Annotated in this window: 20 protein-coding genes and 1 tRNA gene; 8 read left to right on the top strand and 13 right to left on the bottom strand. The window is 59.4% G+C overall.

Annotation, left to right across the window (positions count from 1 at the left end; translation table 11 throughout):
* The first annotated feature begins 4 nt into the window (after positions 1–4).
* The 4 genes from V8J81_RS01600 (at position 5) to V8J81_RS01585 (ending at position 2,635) form a co-directional block, all read left to right on the top strand.
* Positions 5–418, top strand: coding sequence for a universal stress protein (locus V8J81_RS01600; RefSeq protein ID WP_368474005.1), 414 nt, complete (start codon positions 5–7; stop codon positions 416–418).
* 63 nt (positions 419–481) lie between these two features.
* Complete coding sequence (locus V8J81_RS01595; RefSeq protein ID WP_368474004.1) at positions 482–988, top strand: sulfopyruvate decarboxylase subunit alpha; 507 nt, start codon at positions 482–484, stop codon at positions 986–988.
* Complete coding sequence (gene comE, locus V8J81_RS01590) at positions 985–1,539, top strand: sulfopyruvate decarboxylase subunit beta (RefSeq protein ID WP_368474003.1); 555 nt, start codon at positions 985–987, stop codon at positions 1,537–1,539. The genes V8J81_RS01595 and comE overlap by 4 nt, the downstream gene beginning before the upstream one ends.
* 1 nt (position 1,540) lies before the next feature.
* Positions 1,541–2,635: an alpha-hydroxy acid oxidase gene (locus tag V8J81_RS01585; protein WP_368474002.1), complete on the top strand. Its 1,095-nt coding sequence runs from the start codon at positions 1,541–1,543 to the stop codon at positions 2,633–2,635.
* A gap of 383 nt (positions 2,636–3,018) precedes the next feature.
* Here V8J81_RS01585 and V8J81_RS01580 read toward each other — a convergent pair whose 3' ends face one another.
* From V8J81_RS01580 to V8J81_RS01530, 11 genes are all read right to left on the bottom strand, one after another.
* Positions 3,019–3,801 carry a ThuA domain-containing protein gene (locus V8J81_RS01580; protein WP_368474001.1) on the bottom strand — a complete coding sequence of 261 codons (783 nt, stop codon included), beginning with the start codon at positions 3,799–3,801 and terminating at the stop codon, positions 3,019–3,021.
* 12 nt (positions 3,802–3,813) lie between these two features.
* On the bottom strand, positions 3,814–4,851 hold the full coding sequence (locus tag V8J81_RS01575) for a LacI family DNA-binding transcriptional regulator (protein WP_368474000.1): 1,038 nt from the start codon (positions 4,849–4,851) through the stop codon (positions 3,814–3,816).
* A 4-nt stretch (positions 4,852–4,855) separates the two neighbouring features.
* Positions 4,856–5,860 (bottom strand): ABC transporter ATP-binding protein, encoded by a 1,005-nt coding sequence (locus tag V8J81_RS01570; RefSeq protein ID WP_368473999.1) that lies wholly within the window; start codon positions 5,858–5,860, stop codon positions 4,856–4,858.
* A 15-nt stretch (positions 5,861–5,875) separates the two neighbouring features.
* Positions 5,876–6,910, bottom strand: coding sequence for an NAD(P)-dependent oxidoreductase (locus tag V8J81_RS01565; protein WP_368473998.1), 1,035 nt, complete (start codon positions 6,908–6,910; stop codon positions 5,876–5,878).
* A complete protein-coding gene (locus V8J81_RS01560) occupies positions 6,907–7,719 on the bottom strand; it encodes a carbohydrate ABC transporter permease (protein ID WP_368473997.1) in 813 nt (270 codons plus the stop codon). Before V8J81_RS01560 ends, V8J81_RS01565 begins: the two co-directional genes overlap by 4 nt.
* Positions 7,719–8,603: a carbohydrate ABC transporter permease gene (locus tag V8J81_RS01555; RefSeq protein ID WP_368473996.1), complete on the bottom strand. Its 885-nt coding sequence runs from the start codon at positions 8,601–8,603 to the stop codon at positions 7,719–7,721. Before V8J81_RS01555 ends, V8J81_RS01560 begins: the two co-directional genes overlap by 1 nt.
* Positions 8,604–8,690: 87 nt before the next feature.
* Positions 8,691–9,950 carry an ABC transporter substrate-binding protein gene (locus tag V8J81_RS01550; RefSeq protein WP_368473995.1) on the bottom strand — a complete coding sequence of 420 codons (1,260 nt, stop codon included), beginning with the start codon at positions 9,948–9,950 and terminating at the stop codon, positions 8,691–8,693.
* A 349-nt stretch (positions 9,951–10,299) separates the two neighbouring features.
* On the bottom strand, positions 10,300–11,802 hold the full coding sequence (locus V8J81_RS01545; RefSeq protein ID WP_368473994.1) for an ABC transporter permease: 1,503 nt from the start codon (positions 11,800–11,802) through the stop codon (positions 10,300–10,302).
* A 4-nt stretch (positions 11,803–11,806) separates the two neighbouring features.
* The gene (locus V8J81_RS01540; RefSeq protein ID WP_368473993.1) at positions 11,807–12,856 is read right to left on the bottom strand and encodes a quaternary amine ABC transporter ATP-binding protein; all 1,050 of its coding nucleotides are present in this window, start codon (positions 12,854–12,856) and stop codon (positions 11,807–11,809) included.
* 84 nt (positions 12,857–12,940) lie between these two features.
* Complete coding sequence (locus V8J81_RS01535) at positions 12,941–13,897, bottom strand: ABC transporter substrate-binding protein (protein WP_368473992.1); 957 nt, start codon at positions 13,895–13,897, stop codon at positions 12,941–12,943.
* Between the two features lie 25 nt (positions 13,898–13,922).
* Complete coding sequence (locus V8J81_RS01530; protein ID WP_368473991.1) at positions 13,923–16,247, bottom strand: DUF1989 domain-containing protein; 2,325 nt, start codon at positions 16,245–16,247, stop codon at positions 13,923–13,925.
* A 101-nt stretch (positions 16,248–16,348) separates the two neighbouring features.
* On the opposite strand from V8J81_RS01530, the gene V8J81_RS01525 reads away from it, so the two are divergent.
* A complete protein-coding gene (locus tag V8J81_RS01525) occupies positions 16,349–17,374 on the top strand; it encodes a LacI family DNA-binding transcriptional regulator (RefSeq protein WP_368477574.1) in 1,026 nt (341 codons plus the stop codon).
* 54 nt (positions 17,375–17,428) lie between these two features.
* Here the strand turns inward: V8J81_RS01525 and V8J81_RS01520 are convergent, their stop codons facing one another.
* On the bottom strand, positions 17,429–18,334 hold the full coding sequence (locus V8J81_RS01520; RefSeq protein WP_368473990.1) for a LysR family transcriptional regulator: 906 nt from the start codon (positions 18,332–18,334) through the stop codon (positions 17,429–17,431).
* 110 nt (positions 18,335–18,444) lie between these two features.
* Between V8J81_RS01520 and V8J81_RS01515 the strand changes: the two genes are divergently transcribed.
* The 3 genes from V8J81_RS01515 to V8J81_RS01505 all read left to right on the top strand — a co-directional run bounded on the left by V8J81_RS01515 (position 18,445) and on the right by V8J81_RS01505 (position 21,172).
* The gene (locus V8J81_RS01515; protein WP_368473989.1) at positions 18,445–19,227 is read left to right on the top strand and encodes a CmcJ/NvfI family oxidoreductase; all 783 of its coding nucleotides are present in this window, start codon (positions 18,445–18,447) and stop codon (positions 19,225–19,227) included.
* A 40-nt stretch (positions 19,228–19,267) separates the two neighbouring features.
* Positions 19,268–20,050, top strand: coding sequence for an SDR family NAD(P)-dependent oxidoreductase (locus tag V8J81_RS01510; protein ID WP_368473988.1), 783 nt, complete (start codon positions 19,268–19,270; stop codon positions 20,048–20,050).
* A 210-nt stretch (positions 20,051–20,260) separates the two neighbouring features.
* On the top strand, positions 20,261–21,172 hold the full coding sequence (locus V8J81_RS01505) for a 2OG-Fe(II) oxygenase family protein (protein ID WP_368473987.1): 912 nt from the start codon (positions 20,261–20,263) through the stop codon (positions 21,170–21,172).
* Between the two features lie 197 nt (positions 21,173–21,369).
* Here V8J81_RS01505 and V8J81_RS01500 read toward each other — a convergent pair.
* Positions 21,370–21,459, bottom strand: a tRNA-Ser gene (locus V8J81_RS01500).
* Positions 21,460–21,477 lie beyond the last annotated feature (18 nt).

Genomic DNA, 21,477 nt, shown 5'->3' with positions numbered 1-21,477 from the left:
CGCCATGTATAACCACATCATTATCGCGATGGCGCTGGATCATGGCTACGGTCCGCAGGCCATGAAACTCGCCCAGACTTTGTTGAACAACGGCGGGCAGATCACCGCCTTGCATGTATTCGAAGAACCCGCTGGAAGCGTGAATGCCTTCATCGATGCCGACGTGCCCGAACGGGCCTTTGCGGCGGCCAAGGCAAAGATGGCCGACCGCATGGCTGATGTGCCCAACGCGCGCGGTGTCGCCGTGAAAGGCCATGGCGGGCGCACCATCGTGGATGTAGCCCAAGCGGAAAGTGCTGATCTGATCATCATGGGCTCGCACAAGCCTGATCTTGCCGATTTTCTGCTTGGGTCTACGGCGGCTCGCGTCGTGCGCCATGCCCCCTGCGCGGTGCACGTTTTACGCGACACCGTCTGAACCCCTTTCCTTTTCCAACGCGCGATACACGCATCGCAAAACCCATCAGGAGCACCGAGAAACGTGAGCATTTCCAAGAAGCTCGTTGACGATTTCGTCGCCAACGACGTGTCCTTCATCACCACCGTGCCGTGCAAGCAACTGGCCGGCGTGATCGACGAGGTCGAAGCGCGCCCCGAGATATTCCATATCCCGTCGAACAAAGAAGACGAGGGCATGGGCCTGTGCGCGGGTGCATGGATGGGCGGCAAACGCCCCGCTATCATCATGCAGAACACCGCGATTGGCGTGACGATCAACACGCTGGCGACGCTAACACAGTATTACCGGATGCCTCTGCCGATCCTGATCTCGTACCGGGGTGAGTTGCGCGAACCGGTGGCCTGTCAGGTGGAGATGGCCGTGCACACGAAAGCGCTGCTGAACCAGATGCTGATTCCGACCTACCATTTCCACAAGGAATCGGACGCGGATGAGTTCGACGAGATCCTGAAATATACCTTTATGGCAAACAAACCCGTCGCGATCCTGACGGACGCATCCTTTTGGGGAGGCTATGGCGACCAATGATCCGTTCTGAAATACTGCGCGAGATCGCGCCCATCCTCCGTGACCAACTTGTCGTCTGCAATATCGGTATTCCGTCCCAGGAACTGCACGCCATCGATGACCAGCCGACGAATTTCTACATGCTCGGCACAATGGGTCTGGCCTCTTCCATCGGTCTGGGCCTCGCCCTGTCGCAGCCCAAGCCGGTCGTGGTGATTGACGGCGATGGCTCGGTGCTGACGAACCTCGGCACGCTGCCGACCATCGGTAACAACTGTCCCGACAACTACATCCTGATGATCATCGACAATGGCTCCTATGGGTCCACCGGAGATCAACCGACCTATACAGGTCGCAAGACGGACCTTGCCGGCATGGCGCGTGCAGCGGGCTGTGACAATGTGGTCGAGGTTCAAGACGTCGATACTGGCAAGGCCCTGCAAGCCGCGCTCGACAGCGGCAAAGGCACTGTGATGATCGTGAAATGCGACAGCGGCAATGCGAAGAACCCTGTCATCACGATGGACCCGGTCATCATCCGTGACCGTTTCATGAAAGCCGTGGCCAGCTAAAATGGCCCCGGCGATCCATTCCAGCGCGGACGCGCGGCGCATCGCGAAGCGACGTCTGCCCTGGATGGTATTCGACTATATCGACGGGGCCGCAGGGGCAGAAACGGGCGCAGACCGAAACCGCTCCGCCTTCGATGCGCTGACCTTGCGCCCCCGGATCCTGCGCGATGTGAGCCAGCGGGATTTGTCTTCCACGGTTTTTGGACGGAAAACAAAAGCCCCTTTCGGCATCTCGCCGATGGGCATGTGCAACCTTTCCGGCCCCGGCGCCGACCTGATGCTGGCGCGCCTGGCCGCACGGGAGGAGGTGCCTTTGGGCGTGTCCACCGTATCATCCACGCCACTAGAAGATATTATAGAAGAAGCTCAGGGCCATGCATGGTTCCAGCTCTATTTCTCAGGCGATGGGACGGAGACCTTCAAGCTCGTGGAGCGGGCCAAAGCCGCGGGTTATGAGACTCTTGTTCTGACCGTCGATGTCCCTGAGGTTGGCCGCCGCCCCCGCGAACTCCGCCACGGCTTCACCATGCCCTTCCGCATAGGTCCGTGGCAGTTCCTCGACTTCGCCTTGCACCCGCGCTGGTCCATAACTTCGCTTCTTGCAGGCAAACCTGACATGGCAAATTTTCGGATGGATGGCTTTTCCTTTGACCGGAAGGCGAGCCGAGCAAAGGCGGATTGGGACACGCTTAAGCAATTGCGGGAGGCCTGGAAGGGCAATCTGGTGGTGAAAGGCGTGCTCGATCCGGAAGATGCCGGACGCCTCAAGTCAGAGGGCGTCGATGCCATTCAGGTATCCAGCCACGGCGCTCGACAATTGGAAAGTGCCCCTGCCCCGATCTCTGTCCTGCCAGCGATCCGCGAGGCCGTTGGCCCCGACTACCCGTTGTTCTTCGATACCGGTTTGCGCAGCGGCGAGGATGTGGTCAAAGCCTACATGCAGGGCGCAGACTTCGCCTTTTTCGGGCGCGTCTTGCAGTTCGCAATCGCTGCTGGTGGGGAAGAGGGTTTGGAGCAGCTTTGGTCCGTTCTAACATCAGAGACCAGCATCACACTGGCCCAGATCGGGGCGACCGAGATGCCGCGCGCGGGCTAGCTCAGCCCATCACTTCCATCCATTCAAGCGCCCGTGCGAGGGCTGCAGCTTCTATCCCACGACACCTGCCTCCACCGCTGAGTCACGGGGGCGTCTGAAACGCCGCTAGGGTCATCTGCATTTACAGAATTCTTCACAAACAGATCACTCTTCAAGAGAAGACCGACCGGACCATGCCGTGTAAGCAAATGGCCCCAAATGAACCACGACAGGTGTCGTAGAATAGCAAAGAAACCGCGCGAAGCAGGGGCGTTGGCCAAAGGCCCGCTTTGTAAGCTGTGTTTCTCCAAGTGGCCGACGCTGCCGTGGCATGAAATTTCACCTTTTGGCAGGTCGCAAAGTTCCAAGCCAACAAAAGTTCCAAATGATATCGGTCGAAGTGGCTATTGGAATCCAGCGTCACCCTCTTTGTGAAGCTTCGCACCGCGATGTTCGAGGGGTTCCAACGCATCACTAACGTCAATGTTGGGTGCGTCCCAATCAGACGACTGACGGGCTTCGGGATTGTGCGCCCATCGGGTGGCGTTGACCAAAACGCGGCGAATGTTGGGGTCGAAATAGGTAGGATATGTCTCGTGTCCGGGGCGGAAATAGAAGACTTTGCCCGCGCCACGACGGTAGGTCAAACCGGATCGGAAGACTTCGCCGCCCTGAAACCAGCTGATGAAGACAGTTTCCAGCGGCTCCGGCACGGCGAAGGGCTCTCCGTACATCTCTTCATGTTCCAGCTCAAAATGATCTGGCAGGCCACGCGCAATGGGGTGCTGACGGGCAGAAACCCATAGGCGTTCACGTTCCCCCGCTTCGCGCCAAGTGAGGTTGCAGGGCGTGCCCATCAGCCGTTTGAAAACCTTTGCGAAATGAGAAGAATGCAAAAGGATCAGACCCATACCGCCCCAGACGGCTTCAACCACGCGCTCCACCACTTCATCACTGACATCCCCGTGGGCGGCGTGGCCCCACCAAAGCAACACATCTGTCTCGTCCAGTCGCGATTGTGGTAGCCCATGTTCAGGCTCTTGAAGGGTGGCGGTTGTCGCGCTTATCCCGTCCGCCGCGTTTAATGCGTCGGCGATGCAACCATGCAGACCCTTGGGGTAGACCCCGGCTACGATGGGGTTTTCACGTTCATGGACGTTCTCGCCCCAGACGACGGCTCGGATCATTTCCCAGGTTCCTCAGATCAAGGCTCGGCTGCTGGCGCGGGCGATCAGTTCAGGCGTGATGACTCGGCGTTTGTCGGCGTCCGGGTCTTCGCCTTCGAGCAATTCGATGAGCTTGGCACAGGCCATCTGGCCCCATTTGCGACGCGGCAAGTGCACGGTGGTCAGGCCCGGATTGAAGACAGCGGAATAGGGCATGTCGTCATAGCCCACGACCGAGATATCCTCCGGCACGCGGATGCCTGCCTTTGACAGGCCGTGTAGAAGCCCAATTGCCGTTTCGTCGTTGTGAACGAAAATCGCCGTCGGACGGTCTTCCATTTCAGCGATTTGGGCCGCAACTCTGATGCCGAAATCCGTAGACATCTCCCCCACAAAGTTGCGGTCGTTTTGCAACGGGATGCCCGCCGCCTTCAGTGCTTGGCAGAACCCAAAAAACCGCCGTTCAAAGCCGTAGATCTGCAACGGGCCACAAAGCTGGATCATGTTGCGATGGCCGAGGTTGATCAGGTGCTCGCCCACTTGGCGCCCGCCGGAGACATCGTCGATTTGCACTGTGGGCAAATCAAACTCACGTCGGCCCGAACAGGACACGATGGGCGGACCGGAATAGACGTTCCCACCGTCCGGAGGATAAAGGTCACTTGGAAAGCCGTAGGTGTTCAGGATCAGACCGCCCGCCTGATTCATCAACAGCATGTCCGAGAAGACGCGTTCACTCTCAGCATCTTCGGAGGTGTCCCCGATGAGCAGCACGTATCCGCGGGACCGGGCCTCCTCTTCGATGCCCTTGAAGAACTCGGCGAAGAAGGCGTTCGTGATATCGGAGACCAGCACCAAAAGCGTCTTGGAGTGCCCGCGCCGCAGATCGGAGGCGGCCTTGTTGGCGCGGTAACCGATCCGTTTGACGACCTCATAGACATGCGCGCGCGTGTCCTTCTTGACCGTCTCGGGACGTGACAGCGCACGCGAGACAGTGGCAATGGAAAGTCCCGCTTCCCGGGCGACGTCCTTGACCGTTGGGCGCTTTTTCTGGGTGGGTTGGTCGCTCATGGCGTTATCCTGAAATCGGGCGTCCTTCAGCGTCAAACTTATGCATAAATTGCGGGTTCGGGCGAAGGGAAACACGCTCGCCCACTTGCTGCGTGTGCTGGCCGCTGAGGCTGATGGTCAAAACGCCGATATCGGGGACGCGGACATATAGGATCGTGTCGTGGCCCAAGCGCTCTACAAGCGTCACGGTGCCCTGCAACGCGCCTTCGCCTTCGCCCAATTCGAAGTGTTCAGGCCGCACGCCAAGGGTTGTGGCGCCCGCAGCCTGCGCAATCGGGCCCTTGATAAAGTTCATTTTGGGCGAGCCGATGAAGCCCGCGACGAATTCCGAGGCTGGGTTGTTGTAGAGGTCCATTGGGCTGCCAACTTGTTCGATATAGCCGCCATTCAGCACGACGATGCGGTCGGCCATGGTCATCGCCTCCACCTGATCGTGGGTGACGTAGATCATCGTGGTGGCCATGCGCTGGTGCAATTCGCTGATCTCCACCCGCGTCTCGGATCGCAGGGCGGCGTCGAGGTTTGAAAGCGGCTCATCCAGCAGGAAGACCTGCGGGTTGCGGACGATGGAGCGGCCGATGGCGACGCGCTGGCGTTGACCGCCTGAAAGCTGCCCGGGCTTGCGGTCCAGCAATGCCTCTAGCTTCAGCGCTTCGGCGGCGGCGTTCACCTTTTCCGCGATTTCGGCCTTGGGTCGTTTTTCCAGCGTCAGCGAGAACGCCATGTTCTCGGCCACTGTCATCTGCGGGTAAAGCGCGTAGGATTGGAACACCATCGCGATGTTACGCTTCTTAGGTGACAGATCATTGGCGCGCGTGTCGCCGATCATCAGGTCACCGCCGGTGATCTCTTCCAGCCCTGCGATCATCCGTAAGAGCGTGGACTTACCGCAGCCTGAGGGGCCGACAAAGACGATGAATTCGCCATCCGCGATGGACAGGTTGATGTCATGCAGAACCTCCACATCGCCGTAAGCTTTGCGCAGGTTAATCAGTTCAAGATTGGCCATGTGGGCGACCTCTTTCTAACTTGCGGCCAAAGGCGCGCGGATGATTTTGCGGACGGTGTCGGGGGAGGCGGGCAAAAGCCGCCGCTCAGGCCGACCGTCTTGGATGGCGGCAATGTCGTCGACGATCATGTCACCGATGGGGTGGCGGCCACCTTCGACGGCTGCAGCGCGGTGTGGCGACCAGATCACGTTGTCGGAGGTGCGGAAGGCGGCGCGTTTGGGGACCGGCTCAGTCGGGAAGACGTCACTGGCGACGCGGATTTTTCCGGCCTCGGCAGCGGCGACGGCAGCGTCGAAGTCCACCAGATGCGCGCGGCTGACGATCAGCAAAAGTGCGCCTTCCTGCATCGAGGCGATGTGTTTGGCGGAGATCAGGTGGTAATTCTCTTCCGTTGGCATGGCGGCCACGACGACAGTGCGGCAAGTCTGGACGACCTCATCCAATTCGGCGAACCTCACGCCGGGGATGGTCTGGCCGCTGGCCGCAAGCCACGGATCATAGGCGACGATGTTGGGCGAGAAGGGCGCGAGAAGACGGGTGATTTCGCGGGCAATCGCCCCGTAACCGACAAAACCGATAGTCTGCTGGAACAGGGTGAAATCCGAGCCGATGCGATCATCCAGCCACCGCTCGGACCCGTTTCGGAACCTCTCATGCTCCTCCACGATGCCACGTGCGCCCGCCAACATCAGGCCAAGCGCCATCTCCGCGACAGAGAATTGGAAGCCAGGGGAGCAGGACAGAACCTCAATCCCGCGTTCAAAGCAGGCCTCATAGTCAAGGCCCATCTGGAACGTGCCAGAGACCTCGATGACAGCCTTCAGGTTCGGGGCTTGGTCCAATTCGGCGCGATCCATTTGCGGCTGCGCGGCGACCACATAGTCGGCCTCCGGCAACGCCTCCAAGAAAGCGTCACGCGGCATGGGCCAGTTCTTCGCGCCGACGACATCACATGTCTCCTGCAAAGCATCAAAGGTGGACGGGCGGAACAACTCCTCCACCTGACGGAAGTGCTGATCCATAACCAGAATGGGCTTGGCGTTGCTCATTTCACCGCCCCTTGCGTCATGCCGCGCACGAAATGGCGCTGGAAGGAGAGGAAGAGGATAATTACCGGGACCGCCATGATGATCGTGCCGCTGGACAGTCCGGTGACGTCACGCGTCATGACGCCTTGGAAGTTGAGTAGGCCGACGGAAAGGGTGCGCATTGGTTCCTCCGTCAGCAGCAAAAGGCGCAGCAGCAAGTCGTTCCAGCTCCACAGAAATTCCAGCAGCGCGGTTGTCAGCACGGCAGGCGTCGCGATGGGCATGACCACGCGGCGGTAGATTTGAAACTCCGTCGCGCCGTCTATCCGTGCGGCCTCATGCAGGGCCTTGGGGATGCCGACGAAGTAGGACTGGAACATGAAGACGAAGATCGACACGGCCAGTGCAAGGTCGGCGAAGATCACGCCCAGATGCGTGTTCACTAGGCCGACACTTCGCACCACTTGAAACAGCGGCAGGATGATCGCCGTGACCGGGATCATGAGGCCGATGAGGAAGACCAATTGCACCAGCGCCTTGCCCGGGAATTTCATGAACACCAGCGCATAGGCCGAAAGCGAGGCCACGATGATCATGATGACTGCATCGACGACCGAGATCAGCAGGGTGTTGAGGAAATAGCGGCTGAACCCGCCTTCGGTCCACACGCGGATGTAATGCTCAAAGGTGATGTCCAGCGGCGGATACCATGCGGGATTCACCAGCTCGGTCGTGGGCTTGAGCGAGGTGAATAGCGTTAGCACCAGAGGCGCTGCCATCAGGATGCCAATGATGCCGAGGACAAAGATCAGAAGGTAGCGGCCCAACATCAGCTGTCCTCCCGCGTCTGGATTTTCATGTAGATCGCGGTGGCGAGGCTGACGATCACCAGCAGGGACACGCCGATGGCGGCGCCGTAGCCATAGTCATTTTCCAACGCGCCGCGCTTGTACATGTAAGTCGACAGGATCTCGGAAAACCGGATCGGCCCGCCTTGGGTTGTGGCCCAGACGATGTCGAAGACCTTGAAGGATTGGGTGAGGGTCAGGATGAAGACCACCGCCGTCACCGGACGCAAGGCCGGAAGCGTGACATAGCGGAAGGATTGCAACGGGTTCGCGCCGTCGATCTTGGCGGCCTCGTAGAGGTCTTCGTCCACCGCCTGCAGACCGGCAAGAAAGATGATGACCGACAGACCGATTGTCGACCAGGAATGCGCGACGGCCAGCGCGTATAGGACGACGTTCGGATCACCCAACCACGGGGTCGCAAGGCCACCGAGGCCCACCTGTTCCAACATCTGGTTGATGACGCCCGTGGGCTGATACATCCACCGCCAGATCGTGGCCACGGCCATGGGTGAGATCACGACAGGCAGCACGATCAGCGTCTGGATCAAAAGCCGCGCTTTCCAGACCCGCGCGAGCATCGCGGCCAGAACGAGGCCGAGGCCCACGTTCAGAACGATGATGACGCCGGACCAGACCATCGTGTTGCGGAAGGCCTGCCAGAAGATGCGATCCCCCCACAGGCGTTGGTAGTTCTCGAACCCAACGAAGTTTCGCTCAGGCTGGATGCCGTCCCAATCGGTGAAAGAATATTCGACCACCGAGATTGTCGGGTAGATGGCGAAAACCAGGTAGATCGCCATTGCCGGAAACAGGAAGAGGACCGGGTTCAGCCGCTTCATCCATGGGTTGTCAGGATCAAACATCTGGCACGCCTTCTGGGAAAGAGGAGAGCAGCTCCGCCCGGGCCAATCGACACGGGCGGAACCAGCGGGACCGGGAGAGGCGGGCCCTTATTGCGGGTTCAAACCACCTGGGAGCATGATCTCCCCCGCGTCTTTCGCCACTTGCCATGCGGCCTGCATCTCAGCGGTGAACTCCTCCGGGCTCATCACATCCAGAAGGATTGCCTGAAGGCCGTCATAGGTGACGTCGGTCAGGCTGGCGGGTGTAATGGTATCGAGGAACGCCGGGACGGAGCCGTTGGAGGCGTATTCATCGGACGTGTTCCAGATGTCGACGGCAAGTGCTGGCATATCCGCTTCGGCCAAAGCCGCGTCCAGCGGGCCCACGGGGATCGTGCCTGCGTTCAGAAGCGCCACACGGCCTTCCTGGGTCAGGAACATATAGTTGAGGAACGCGACCGCGGCATCGACATTCTCGGAGTTGCCGCGAATGTACCAGCCACTGCCAATGGAGTTCGTCGGGTGGATCTGCTGGCCATCCTCGAACGGCGGCACCGCAAATACACTGTAGTCGGAGATCCGATCGCCAGCAGCCTCAATCCCGCCGCTGATAACCCACGGCCCGGTGAAGGTCATGGGAACGTCGCCGGCCCAGAAGCTGTCCATCAATTCGCCATAGCCGATGGCGATGGGCGTGGGGCCGAACCAGCCGTTCTCGGCCATTTCCTCAAACCGCGCCATGGCCGCGACGAAGGGCGCGTCGGTCCATTCCCCATCGGCGAAAAGGACGTTTTCGATGCCTTCGGGTCCGGCATAGCGGCCCATCATCATCGACATCCAATGCGACGCAGGCCAGCGATCTGCACCGGCAAGGCCAATGGGTGTGTCGTAACCGGCCTCCATCAGCGTCGCGACGGCAGCTTCCATCTCAGCCCATGTGGTGGGGACGGAGATGCCGTTCTCCTCGAAGATCGCAGAATTGTAGAACATGCCGGTCGTCTCGACTTCGTTGCCGAACGCCCACAGGCTGCCTTCGCTTGAAGTCTGCACCACAATCCCCTCGGGGATCGTCGAGGCCCAATCATGCTCATAATATGCGCCGGTCAGATCGGCGACGAGACCGCCAGCGATCAAAGCAGCGGGCTGGCCGGGACCGGTGCCGAATGTGAAAAGGTCCGGCCCTTCACCGGCGGAAAGCGCTGGGATCAGGGCGGGATTGAATACGTCAGAGGTGTTGGTGACGACCGTTACGCTCACATCGCCCTGGCTTTCGTTGAATGCACTGGCGAGGTCGTCATAGACCGTGGTTTGCCCCGGCTCACCGCCGACCCAGACGACGATCTCTGTCTGTGCCGAAGCTGTGGCCATGCCTAAGGCAGTCGCAACCGACAACGTACAAATGAAGGTTCTTACTCGCATGACATCCTCCCGTTCTGTCATAATGAATACGTTTACATAAACGATGTATACGTTTACAATTCTTGTCAAGTGAATTGATTTCGGATGCGAACGGCAGCCCAATAAGATGATCTCGACCCACTGTTCTTAAAGGAATGAGGGGCGCCACCGACGGCGCAATAGCCCGACCTCAGTACTGAGATCAGCGCCGATGCACCTCATTACTTGGCCAGAAAGCAACCCAAGGCACCGCGACCGGATCGCTTTTCCGCTTCAGGCCACTCCGTTGCCTTCAAGCCCGGTTGAGCTAACCCAAGGTCTACTTTCCCCGCCCCGCAACGATCCGGTCGAGGATCATGGCACAGAACAGGATCGCAAGCCCCGCGAGCAAACCTTGACCCGCCGCAGCGAATTGCAGCGCCTCTAGCACGTCTTCGCCCAGACCCTGCGCGCCGATAAGCGAAGCGACCACAACCATGGCCAGCGACATCAGAATGGTCTGGTTTACCCCAGCCATGATCGTCTTGGCCGCCAGCGGCAGCTCGACTCGCCACAGCAGGTAGCGGGGCGTCGCGCCAAAGGCCAAGGCGGCCTCGCGCACCGTCTCGGGCACCTGTTGCAGGCCCAGAACCGTGAAGCGGATCACCGGCGGAGAGCCGAAGATCATCGTCGCCACAACGCCCGCGGGCTTGCCCGAGCCGATGAAGGCCACGACCGGGATCAGATACACGAAGGACGGCATCGACTGCATGAAATCGAGGATCGGCCGAACGATTGAGTAGGCCCGGGGCCGCCTTGTGCAATAAATCCCAAACGGAATACCAAGCGTGATCGAGATCAGCGCAGCCGCGCCCAGAAGGGCCACGGTGGTCATCGCCTTTTCCCAGAAGTCCAGCAGGCCCAGATATGCCAACGCAACGGCAGTGAAGATGGCAAGACGCGGACCCGCACTCAGGTAAGCGAGCATCAGGATCACGAAGGCCACAACCGGCCATGGCGTGTCCACAAGCACCACCTCGATTGCATCGAGCAGGTTGCGCATCCCCGCAGTGATCGTGTCGAAGACGCCGCGCCCTGCCCTGCGGAGCCAATCAAAGCCATCCTGGATCCAGTCGCCGACTGCCAGCCGCCAGTTCCCGTCGGTCGGGAACTCGGCCAACATCACAAAGGCGGTGGGTTGCGCAAATTGCATCGTCGACAGGATCACGGCGGCCACAAACATGACGGCGGCCAAAGCCATACGCGGCATGGACCAGCCAGAGGCCAGCGAGCGGTCGGAACGCCAGCGCGCAAATTGGTTTTCGAGCGTCGCGTTGGCCAGCGCGGCCTCGATGAACTTGACGATGCCAAGGGCGACCAGACCGCCACCAATGAACCACAGCCCCGTTGCGTCCGCGGCCGTTGCCGCGGCCTGTGCATCGGCAAGCGCACCCTCCAGGGCTTCCGCCGCGTTCCTGAGGCTTTCAACGGTTGAGGTATTACCGGAACTCTCCGCCGCTTCGATCTGCTGATAACGCAGTTCGAGCGTGGCCTGAATGCTTTCCGCCCGCTCGCGCTGGCCCGAGCCCAGATCGCCGAACAGACCCATGCCGATCTGGATGTAAGCTGCTGTTTCAAGGATCAGGAAGCCCAGGAACCAGTTCCAGAGCCCCCGGGCGCCAAACCAGATCGGGCCGAGAATGGCCGCCACCCAGTTTAAAGTGAATTTGTAGCCGGGCGCTTGCAGGATGCTGCCGAAGACCCGGCGGTAATAGGGTTGCGACTGCCCAACGAATTCGTTGATCAGCGGCTCAAGGCGGGTGATGTCGTTTTCTGTGCTCATGGCCTTACCCCTGGTTTTCCTTGATCGCCCGGATCAGGCCCGAGCGGTTGATAACGCCGACCGTCTTATCGTCGGCCACGACCTTCACGATGCCCGAGCCGTCCATGCACAGATCCATCAGTGCGCTGAGATCCATATCAGGCGCGGCCTCTTTCGCGTCTTTCGGCACATCGCCGTGCTCCGACTGGAACCGATCCACGGGCGTCATGACCGAGTGCGCGAAAATCATGTTCAGCTTGGAAATGCCGGCAACGAAATCGCTGACATAATCGTCGGCGGGGTTGAGGATAATCTCCTCCGGTGTGCCGATCTGCACGATGCGCCCGTCCTTCATGATCGCGATGCGATTGCCGATGCGGATCGCCTCGTCGAGGTCGTGGGTGATGAACATCGTGGTTTTCTTCAGCTCTTTGGAGAGCGCCATGAACTGATCCTGCAACTGTTTACGGATCAGCGGATCGAGGGCCGAAAATGGCTCGTCCATCAGCAGAATATCGGGGTCGGAGGCGATGGCGCGGGCCAGACCAACCCGCTGTTGCATGCCGCCCGACAGCTCATGGGCGTACTTGTCTTCCCACCCGGTCAACTCGACCAAGTCCAGCACGCGATCCGCTTCCGCCCAACGCCGCGCCTTTCCGGCGCCGCGGATTTCCAGCGGCATGGCTACGTTGTCACGCACAGTGCGGTGCGGCATCAGTCCGAAATTCTGGAAGACCATCGCGACCTTGTGGTTGCGCAACTCACGCAGTTCCGCGTCGTTCAGCCCCATGACGTCACGCCCATCGATGCGGATTTCACCCGCCGTGGGTTCAAGGAGACGGTTCACATGGCGCACGAGGGTCGATTTGCCTGAACCCGACAGGCCCATGATGCAAAACAGCTCACCTTCTTCGATCTCAAAACTGGCATCAGCCACGCCAACCACGCATCCGAACTTGCTGAGCACTTCGGCCTTGCCGAGGCCTTCAGCATGAATGGCGGCCAGGGCTTCTTTGGAACGGTCGCCGAAGACCTTCCAAACGCCCCGCGCGTCAATTGCGATTTCCTTGGACAAGGCATCGCCCCCCGTGTCGTTGTTTCTTTCTTTTGAACCCCGGCGAGGGCACGCCCGCCGGGGTCTGGCTCAGTCAGGGAGAGATCAGTTAAGCCCGAGCCAGCCGTCGATCATGTCGCTGTTTTCTTCCATCCATGCGGCAACGGCGACTTCGGTTTCGACACCGTTCTCAACGACTTGGTAGGTCAGCTCCGACAGTTCCGACGCTTCCATGTCGATGGCCTGCAGGAAGGCAGCGGCCGCAGGGTTGCGGTCAAAGAGCGAGTTGGAGAATGCCACGCGGATGGTCTTCACCGGCTCACCCGTCATGATCGAGCTTTCCTCGAACCAGTTGGCCGACTGGTCTGCTGCCACCATAGTGTACATCGACTCGTCGTAGGGCGGCTCTTCCAACATCGTCACATCATAAAGCGCATGCACGTAATGCGGAGCGTAGCAATAGAACGCGGCCCCTTCGCGCGCTTCGATCAGGTCACGCAGGCGGCTGTAGAACACGGTCTCGTCTTCGGTGGTCGGCGTCAGGAAGGTGCTAATGCCGTAGTCGCGGACACGGACCGAGAAAGTGTTGGTGGAGGCCCAGCCAGATGCGCCAACCCAGACCTCACCCATACCGTCGCCGTCGCTGTCGAATAGCTCCTGCGCGACCGGTGTGGCCAGATCATAGATGGTGCGGATGTTGTGCTCTTCCGCCATATAGGTGGGCACGCAGATGCCAGAGCTGCCCTCGTAGGAGCCTTCGGATAGGGTCACCGTCTCGGTGTACTCGTCCACAAAGCTTTGCTGGTTGGGCAACCACACGTCGGGGTGGACGTCGATGTCGCCACGGCCGCCGTCCATGGCGGCGAAGATCACGGCATTGGCGCCGGGCGCATAGCCCACCTCGCCGCCAAGGCGCGTTTCAATCACTTGGCCGATCAGGTTTGCCATGATACGTGCGCCGGGCCAGGACGGCTCGCCAATCATCACGGTTTCTTGCGCGCTGGCGGCACCGGCCGTGACGGCCATACCAAGCGCGGCGGCGCTAAGTGTCAGTTTTTTCATCAGTTTTTCCTCCTGTTGGATCAGATTAAGCCCGAGCTCTGGATCGGCTCGGGTCGATAAAGGGAACGGTGGTAACGGTGGCTCCGACACGTTTCATGCGGCCGTCGAGCATCCCGATTTCCAGCTCAACACCGGGGTCCGCGTGCTCAATCGCCAGGCGCGCCATGGCAATTCCGCGCTCTAGGGTTGGAGAATGGGTTGCCGAAGTGACAACGCCAACGGGGCGTTCTCCGGCAAAGACCTGTGCGCCGTGATGGACAAGATCATCGCCGTCGATCAGCAAGCCCCTCAAGACACGTCGCGGGGCGCTCGCGTTCCGCTCCAGCGCGTCCTTGCCCACGAATTCGCTTTTGTTGAAATCCACTGCAAAGCCAAGCCCAGCCTCCAGCGCATCAACACCAGGCGCAAATTCAGCACCAGCCGCAGCAAGTCCAGCTTCAATGCGTATGGTCTCAAGCGCGGCTCCGCCCATCGGTTTGAGGCCGTGCCCCTCACCAGCCGCCATCACAATGTCCCACAGCTTCGGGGCATCGCTGGCCGAACAAAACAGTTCGTATCCCAACTCTCCGGTATAACCAGAACGCGCCAACATGAACGGGATGCCGTCCCGGTCACCCACGCGCGCCATCGTCACCCCAAACCACTTCAACTCATCCAACGCTGGGACATGGGGTTGCGTGAACACAAACTCGCGGAGGATGTCGCGCGATTTCGGCCCCTGCAACGCAAGGTTCGGCAGCACGTCGCCTGAGGCGTTGATGCGCACCTGAAGCCGGTGTTCCGTTGCCAGCGCCGACAAATGGCGGGCACTTTCCTCGGACCCGCAGCACCAACGGAAGCGCTGGTCGGCAAGGCGGAACAAGGTGCCGTCGTCGATGACTTCGCCCTGTGCGTCGCACATTAACGCATAGGTGCCGCGCCAAACGGCCAATTTGGCCACATCCCGTGTCATGGCTTTTTGCAGCAAACGTTCCGCATCCGGGCCCACAACCTCGTATTTCCGCAGGCCGCTCATGTCCTGCAGCGTGGCGGCGTTTCGGCAGGCCCAGTACTCCGCAATTGGTCCAACCGTCGAAAACGAGTTTGGAACCCATAGGTTTCGAGCAGAATGAAAATCACGAGTGAGCTTTCTGGTCGCCGGATGAAAGGCCGATTCCTGGCTCAGGGTCACGGGCGCGTTCTCTTTCTCTCGATATGCGACGGCTCGCCGGATCGGCGCATCGGGCCGATAAATGCGGACATGGATGTCGGTCGGGTTCCACCCGTTGATCGGATCAATGTCATCAGGGCAGGCCGTGCTGACACACACCAAAGGTTGGATCGCGCGCAGCGTCACGTAATCGCCAGGACGGGACCAGCTTTCCTCTGTCTGGATCTGATGCGTTCCCGCATCGATCCACGTGTTCCAGAAAAAGTTGATCGCGGGCCAGGCTTTGCGCCGCGCGACGCCGAAAGGGTCAAGCGCGTCCGAGATATTGTCAGAGCAATTCAAATGCCCCGGATAACCCGCCTCTTCATAACCACGCGCCGTGCACGCCATGCCGAACGTGTCATGCCGACCGCACGTATCCTGCACGACATTCAGAAGGGGTGCCATTTCGGCGTCGTAGAACTTGTCGAACAGGCCGGGGCCCGGATAGGCCCGCCGCAACATTGACCGCGTCGCAGTGCTGTCGATCAATCGCTCCTGGCCCGCCTGAAGCGCTTTCGCGGAAAAGGCCATGAAGTCCGAGCATTGCTGCCCTTCAACGTCGATGACCTGCAGGTATTCGCCAGCCTGCAACTCATATGCCTGTGCTGTGCCGCGATGAATCGTGAATTCCTCGCGCACCTCGCCAAGCGGCGGCGGCAAAAGGGGGCTGTTTGCTGGCCTCGACCGGACGGAAATGCGCAGGGCGTCAGGAAGAAGGCCATCCGTCAGAAGGGTGCGATCCAGGCAGTTCAGCACCCAAAGTGTTACAGGCGACTTCGTTTTCAGGAACAAGGCGCCACTGCCGCCTTGAAGCGCTACCAGCGGCAACGATCCATTCGGATCAAGTCCATGTGTCAGGAGCCAGCCGTCGATCTCGGCGCGATCAAAGCCAGATGGCAGGAATCCCGTGGCGGGGTTTAGGGAAAGCGCTTCGGCGGCTCCCTCGCCGTGATCATCTAGCACACAAACAAAAGCGGCATGCGCGTCGGTCAGGCCTTCAATGCAAAGAACGTCGCCAGTGCGAAGGGTGAACCGAACCGCTTGGCGCGGGTGGACCAAGCTCCCCTGCCCCGCCATCGGCGCAGCAAGGCCGGGGAAAGACCGCCCATCAGGCGTCACTCCGCGGTTGTCTATCAAATGGATGGGCAGCGCATCCATTGCGTCCACTCCAGCATTGTAACCGGTTACAATTGGGTAAAGTTGGCACCCCTCTGAGTCAATAGTTTGCTTTATCGCATCTGATCTGAGACAGATTGACCGTGAATTCGTCCTTCCCTCCAAAGCGCGCAACGCTGCGCGATGTCGCAAGAAGTGCCGGCGTTTCGGTGGCCACCGTGTCACGGGTCTTGAACGGGTCGGAGTTGGTGACGAGCGATACGCGCAACCGTGTGACGCAAGCCATCGACACCCTTGGATTTTTGCCAAGTGCAGCGGCGCGCACCCTTAACTCCGGTCGGTCCCGCACCGTCGGCGCCCTTGTCCCGACGCTGGATCATTCCATCTTCGCACGCTATCTCGACACGCTCGAAAACCGCCTTTCCGAGCGGGGCTATGCCCTCGTGGTAGCCGTCACGGGCGGACAGCCCGAGGTTGAGGAACGCAAGGCGATGGGGTTGATCGACATGGGGGTCGATGGGCTGATCGTTTCGGGTAAGAACCACACTGAAGGGTTCGATGCCTTGGTCGAGCGGTTTCACATCCCGACCCTGATCACATCCTACTATGACCCTTCGGCGCGCTATCCAACCGTTGGGTACGACAACGGTGCAATCGCCGTAAAAGCCATCGACTTTCTCAAATCGCTCGGACACCACCGCATTCTTGTCGTTCATGGCCCGACGGACACAAATGACCGGATCGCCGCGCGTATTGAGGCGATTGCTCAAAACGCACGCGGCATCGAAGTCGGCTTTTCAGCCGTATCAATGGATGTGGCGGGCGGCGCAGACGCGGTGCGCCAGATGACCGGCGCCGCGACCAGCCCGACAGCTCTGCTATGCCTGTCAGATGTTCAGGCTTTGGGCGCATTGTTTGAATTGCAACGCCAGGGAATATCAGTGCCCGAGGAGATATCCTTGATGGGTTTCGATGATCTCGAATGGTCCGAGGTCAGCCAACCGTCAATTACAAGCATCCACCTGCCAGCCGAAGCCATGGGTGATGCCGCTGGTGATGCAATCGTTGATTGGATCACGTCCGGGCTATCGGCAAAGCCAGTCTCGCTGGACGCGTCCATTCTGCCACGCGCCTCCACTCGAAATATGACGCCGAGGCTCCAACAGTGACTGCGTCAAGATTGCGACGCGTTACGCAATGGGGTTGTCAACGCACGGCTTCCACTAGCTGATCGTCCATGCATGTGCGCTACAACGGGCAATCAGAAAGTCGAGAAATACGCGCACTTTTGGCGACAAGACGTTCGACTTTGGGTAAACGAGCCATAGTGCATTTGCGGCCTCTGCCCTCCATTCCGGCAGGACGCGCTGGAGCGTTCCAGCCTGCAGATCATCGTGAACACTCCAGTACGAATTGAGAGAGATCCCAGCGCCATTGATGGTTGCAATACGCTGGCTTGTGCCGTCGTCCATCACAACCCGCATACGCGCCTTGCGTGGATCGAACAGACCTTTCTGCCCACCCGGACCAATCAAATTGCGCGGCAATAGGTCTTTGAACCCGATCAGACTATGAGCGCTTAGATCCGATACCTCGTCAGGCCATCCATGCGTATCCAGATACGACGGGGCTGCGCACAGGATGCGGATGTCGTCGGCCAACTTGCGTCCCTTCAAGCTGGAATCGTCCAGCACCATGTTTCGAAGCGCCAAATCATAACTTCCCTCGATCAGATCGAACTCTGTGTCCGACAGGCGCAGATCAAGTGCGATTTCTGGATGGAGTTCCATGAATTGCGGAAGAAGCGGCGCGATATACACCTGGGCAAACGTACTGGGCGCGGTGAAGCGCAACGTGCCTGACGGCTTAGCATTGCCTTTGCCCAAAGCGGCAAACGCGGCCTCTTCCTGTGCAAGGATTTCGCGAGCAAATGGTAGAAACTCTGCGCCTTCCAGCGACAGTGAAACCTTGCGTGTTGACCGGTGCAAAAGGTCCGCTCCGACGGTCTGCTCCAGTTTCGCAAGCCGCGCGCTCGATACCGCCGGCGCAAGGCCAAGATCACGACCTGCAGCACTGATGTTCAACTTTTCGGCTGCCAGCACGAAAAGGCGCAGCGCGTCGGTATCCATGCAATTATATCCCAAATCCGAATTAACAACTCCGTTTTTGCCCGTTTATTCGACATACTCAATGCTCGATATCCTCCGGGAGAAGCTTAAAGGCAGTCGGAGGACAAAAGATGCCGCGCGTTGGAACCGTAAACTATCACGTCCACAAGGCTGAGCGGCAGGCATTCGAAATCGACGCCGGTGGTATCGTGGGCAAGCTCGTCTCGCCGGAACTTGCCACAACCAAGGTGCCACTGCACGACACTAGGCTTGGTGAAGCGTCCGTTTCATTTGAACGGGACGGTATTGCGTTCGCTGGCCTTCCATCCTCAGTGACCGATTTCGACTGGAAAGGCTGGCAATCAATCTATGACGAGGAGCTCTCAGATTTCCTGGAAAGCAATCTGGGCGCAAAAGAAGTCGTGATTTTCGATCACACCGTCCGCGAAGATGATCCCAACTCAGACCGCAAGCCAGCGCGGAACGTCCACAGTGACTATAGTGCCGACGGTGCAAAGAAACGTCTTGTCGATATTCTTGGCGAAAAGCGCGCCAGGCAATGGGCGACCGGCCACTATGCTTTCATCAACATCTGGCGTCCCGTACGCAATCCGATCAACTCTGCACCCCTGGCTTTCCTGAAACCCGCTTCTGTTGCGCCAGATGACTGGATCTTGATCGACCTCATCTACCCGGATCGGCGTGGCCAAATCTTCGGATTAGCTGCAAACGAGGCTCACCAATGGGTCTATCAGTCAAAGATGACCCCTGACGAAATCGCCTACTTCAACATCTACGACAATCAGGGCTTGCCATCGGTAGGCCACAGCGCCGTGGACATGGTCGAGGACCCAACAATCCACACCATCCGAACCAGCATCGAGAGCCGTACCCTCATTCGCTATGACGGCTAGCCAAGTCGCCCCCCGGCCTGCATCGAGACAAGGAAACAACATGACAAAGACCATTCTGATCACAGGTGCCACGGACGGCATCGGCCTTTTGACCGCCCAAAAACTTGGAGCACTCGGCCATAAGGTGCTTCTTCACGGACGCAGCGCGGACAAGCTCGCGAAGGCCGCCGCGCAAGTTCACGGCAAACCGTCAACCTATCAAGCCGATCTTTCAAAGATGGGCGACGTGCGGGCTATGGCTGAGGCGGTCCTGTCCGACCATGAAAGGCTGGACGTGCTGATCAACAATGCCGGTGTCCTGAAAACGCCCCACGCCAAGACAGCGGCGGGCAGAGATATCCGTTTCGACGTGAACACCATTGCGCCGTACATTTTGACGCGGGCACTCCTTCCGATCATTCCAAAGGCAGGCCGCGTAGTGAATCTGTCATCGGCTGCCCAGGCCCCAGTCGATGTCGATGGCATGACCGTGTTCCAACCTATGGGCGACATGGAGGCTTACGCACAAAGCAAGCTGGCCATCACGATTTGGAGCGCTGAAATGGCCAAAGACCTCCCGCAAGGGCCGGTAGTTGTTTCGGTCAACCCGGGCTCTCTGCTTGCGTCCAAGATGGTGAAGGAAGGCTTCGGCGTGGCGGGCAATGATCTGAGCATAGGGGCTGATATTTTGGTTGCCGCTTCGACCGGCAGCGATTTCGCCAATGCCTCCGGCAAGTATTTTGACAATGACAGCGGGCGCTTCGCTCCGCCGCACGGGGCGGCGAGCCAAGCCAATCACGTGGCGGCTGTGATGTCTGCGTTGAACAGCATCGCGAGCGCCTGATGCACTTTTGTCGATCAGTCTAGTTTTCAGGTTGCGGAGGCCACCCTCGCGGTCGCGTTCTGGCATGGCCGCCTGACTCATAGCACGTCGGCTCCGATTATAAGCGAAACCCGAATACTATTTCCGATTTCGGCCTATTTCTTGGCCGTTTCGACGAAAATACATGGATCTCAAGGCACAAAGAAACGGCCGATCAGGAGAAATAAAAGAATGACTCAAACATCGCTTCAACACGCCCGCACCGTAGAACGTCCCACGCGGGACGCCATGTTGCGAAGGCACCCTTCGGTCCAGCAATTCTGGGACGGCAACAAAGAGCAGTTCGAAAAGGCTTGGGCGGAGTGGGAAGACAGCCTCGACGGAAAACTCCCCAAGCTGGACAGTTCGATTTTCGACTCAAAGCTGCAAAACGCGGTGGACGCAGCTTGGGTTGACCCAAGCACCGAAGGCGCGGTTCAGGACCTCTGGGAAGAGGTGTTTCCAGGCGTCTACCGCACGCAATTCTTTGATGTCGAACAACTTGCCACCCTGCGCGCCTACATGGGCGCTGTGGCAGAGGCCGATATCCCGCTTCGCCCACCTTACGGCATCTCGTTGAACCGAGGCGGCGCCATGTTGGACCCCAGATCCGAAGGCTACCTCGCCGCACCCGCATTCCAGGCGGTCTACCACGATCTCATGCACCGCTACATGCGTCCAATCTCCCGGATGCTGTTCCCGGATGTGATGGGATACGACACGCAAACGTTCGGCTTCTCAATCCAATGGCAAGCGAACAAGGACACGTCTCTGCGGCCGCACACCGACGCCTCGGCAGTGACACTCAACATCAACTTCAACCTGCCGGGCGGGGCGTATGACGGATCAGCGGTCAGCTTCATTGATCCCGCGACACGCCGCGTTGAAAAGCTGTCGTTCGAGCCCGGCACGGCGCTCATCCACCACGGCCGCATCCCCCATGCGTCAGAACCGATCACCAAAGGCGAACGCTTCAATTTCGTGCTTTGGCTCTACGGCGATCACGGACAAATTCCGATGGAAGGCGCACCGGAGCAAGCCACGAGCCCTCAAGAACGATGGTCAATGCCTGAGGCACGAAGCGACGGATTTGCGCCTTTCTAAGGCATGCGTTGCAGCTTCAAGGCGCGTTGGCTGCCTTGAAGCATTGCGCACCCCACTGAGGGTTTGCTGCACCAATTGATGCTCAGCTCTGGTCTTCGTCCAGACAGCCAATCGCAAGCGCGTTCGCTGGTCTAAGGCTCAACCTTGCGACACCGATCGAAAATCCGACCGTGTCGATTCAACGAAAAAGATTAGGGTGGCGGAGACGAAGGGATTCGAACCCTCGAGACGGTTTCCCGCCTACTCCCTTAGCAGGGGAGCGCCTTCGACCACTCGGCCACGTCTCCGCCGCTGGGTCTATAAGC

Source organism: Gymnodinialimonas sp. 202GB13-11, assembly GCF_040932485.1.
Taxonomy (GTDB): Bacteria; Pseudomonadota; Alphaproteobacteria; order Rhodobacterales; family Rhodobacteraceae; genus Gymnodinialimonas; species Gymnodinialimonas hymeniacidonis.
This window is presented reverse-complemented; position numbering and strand designations above follow the sequence as displayed.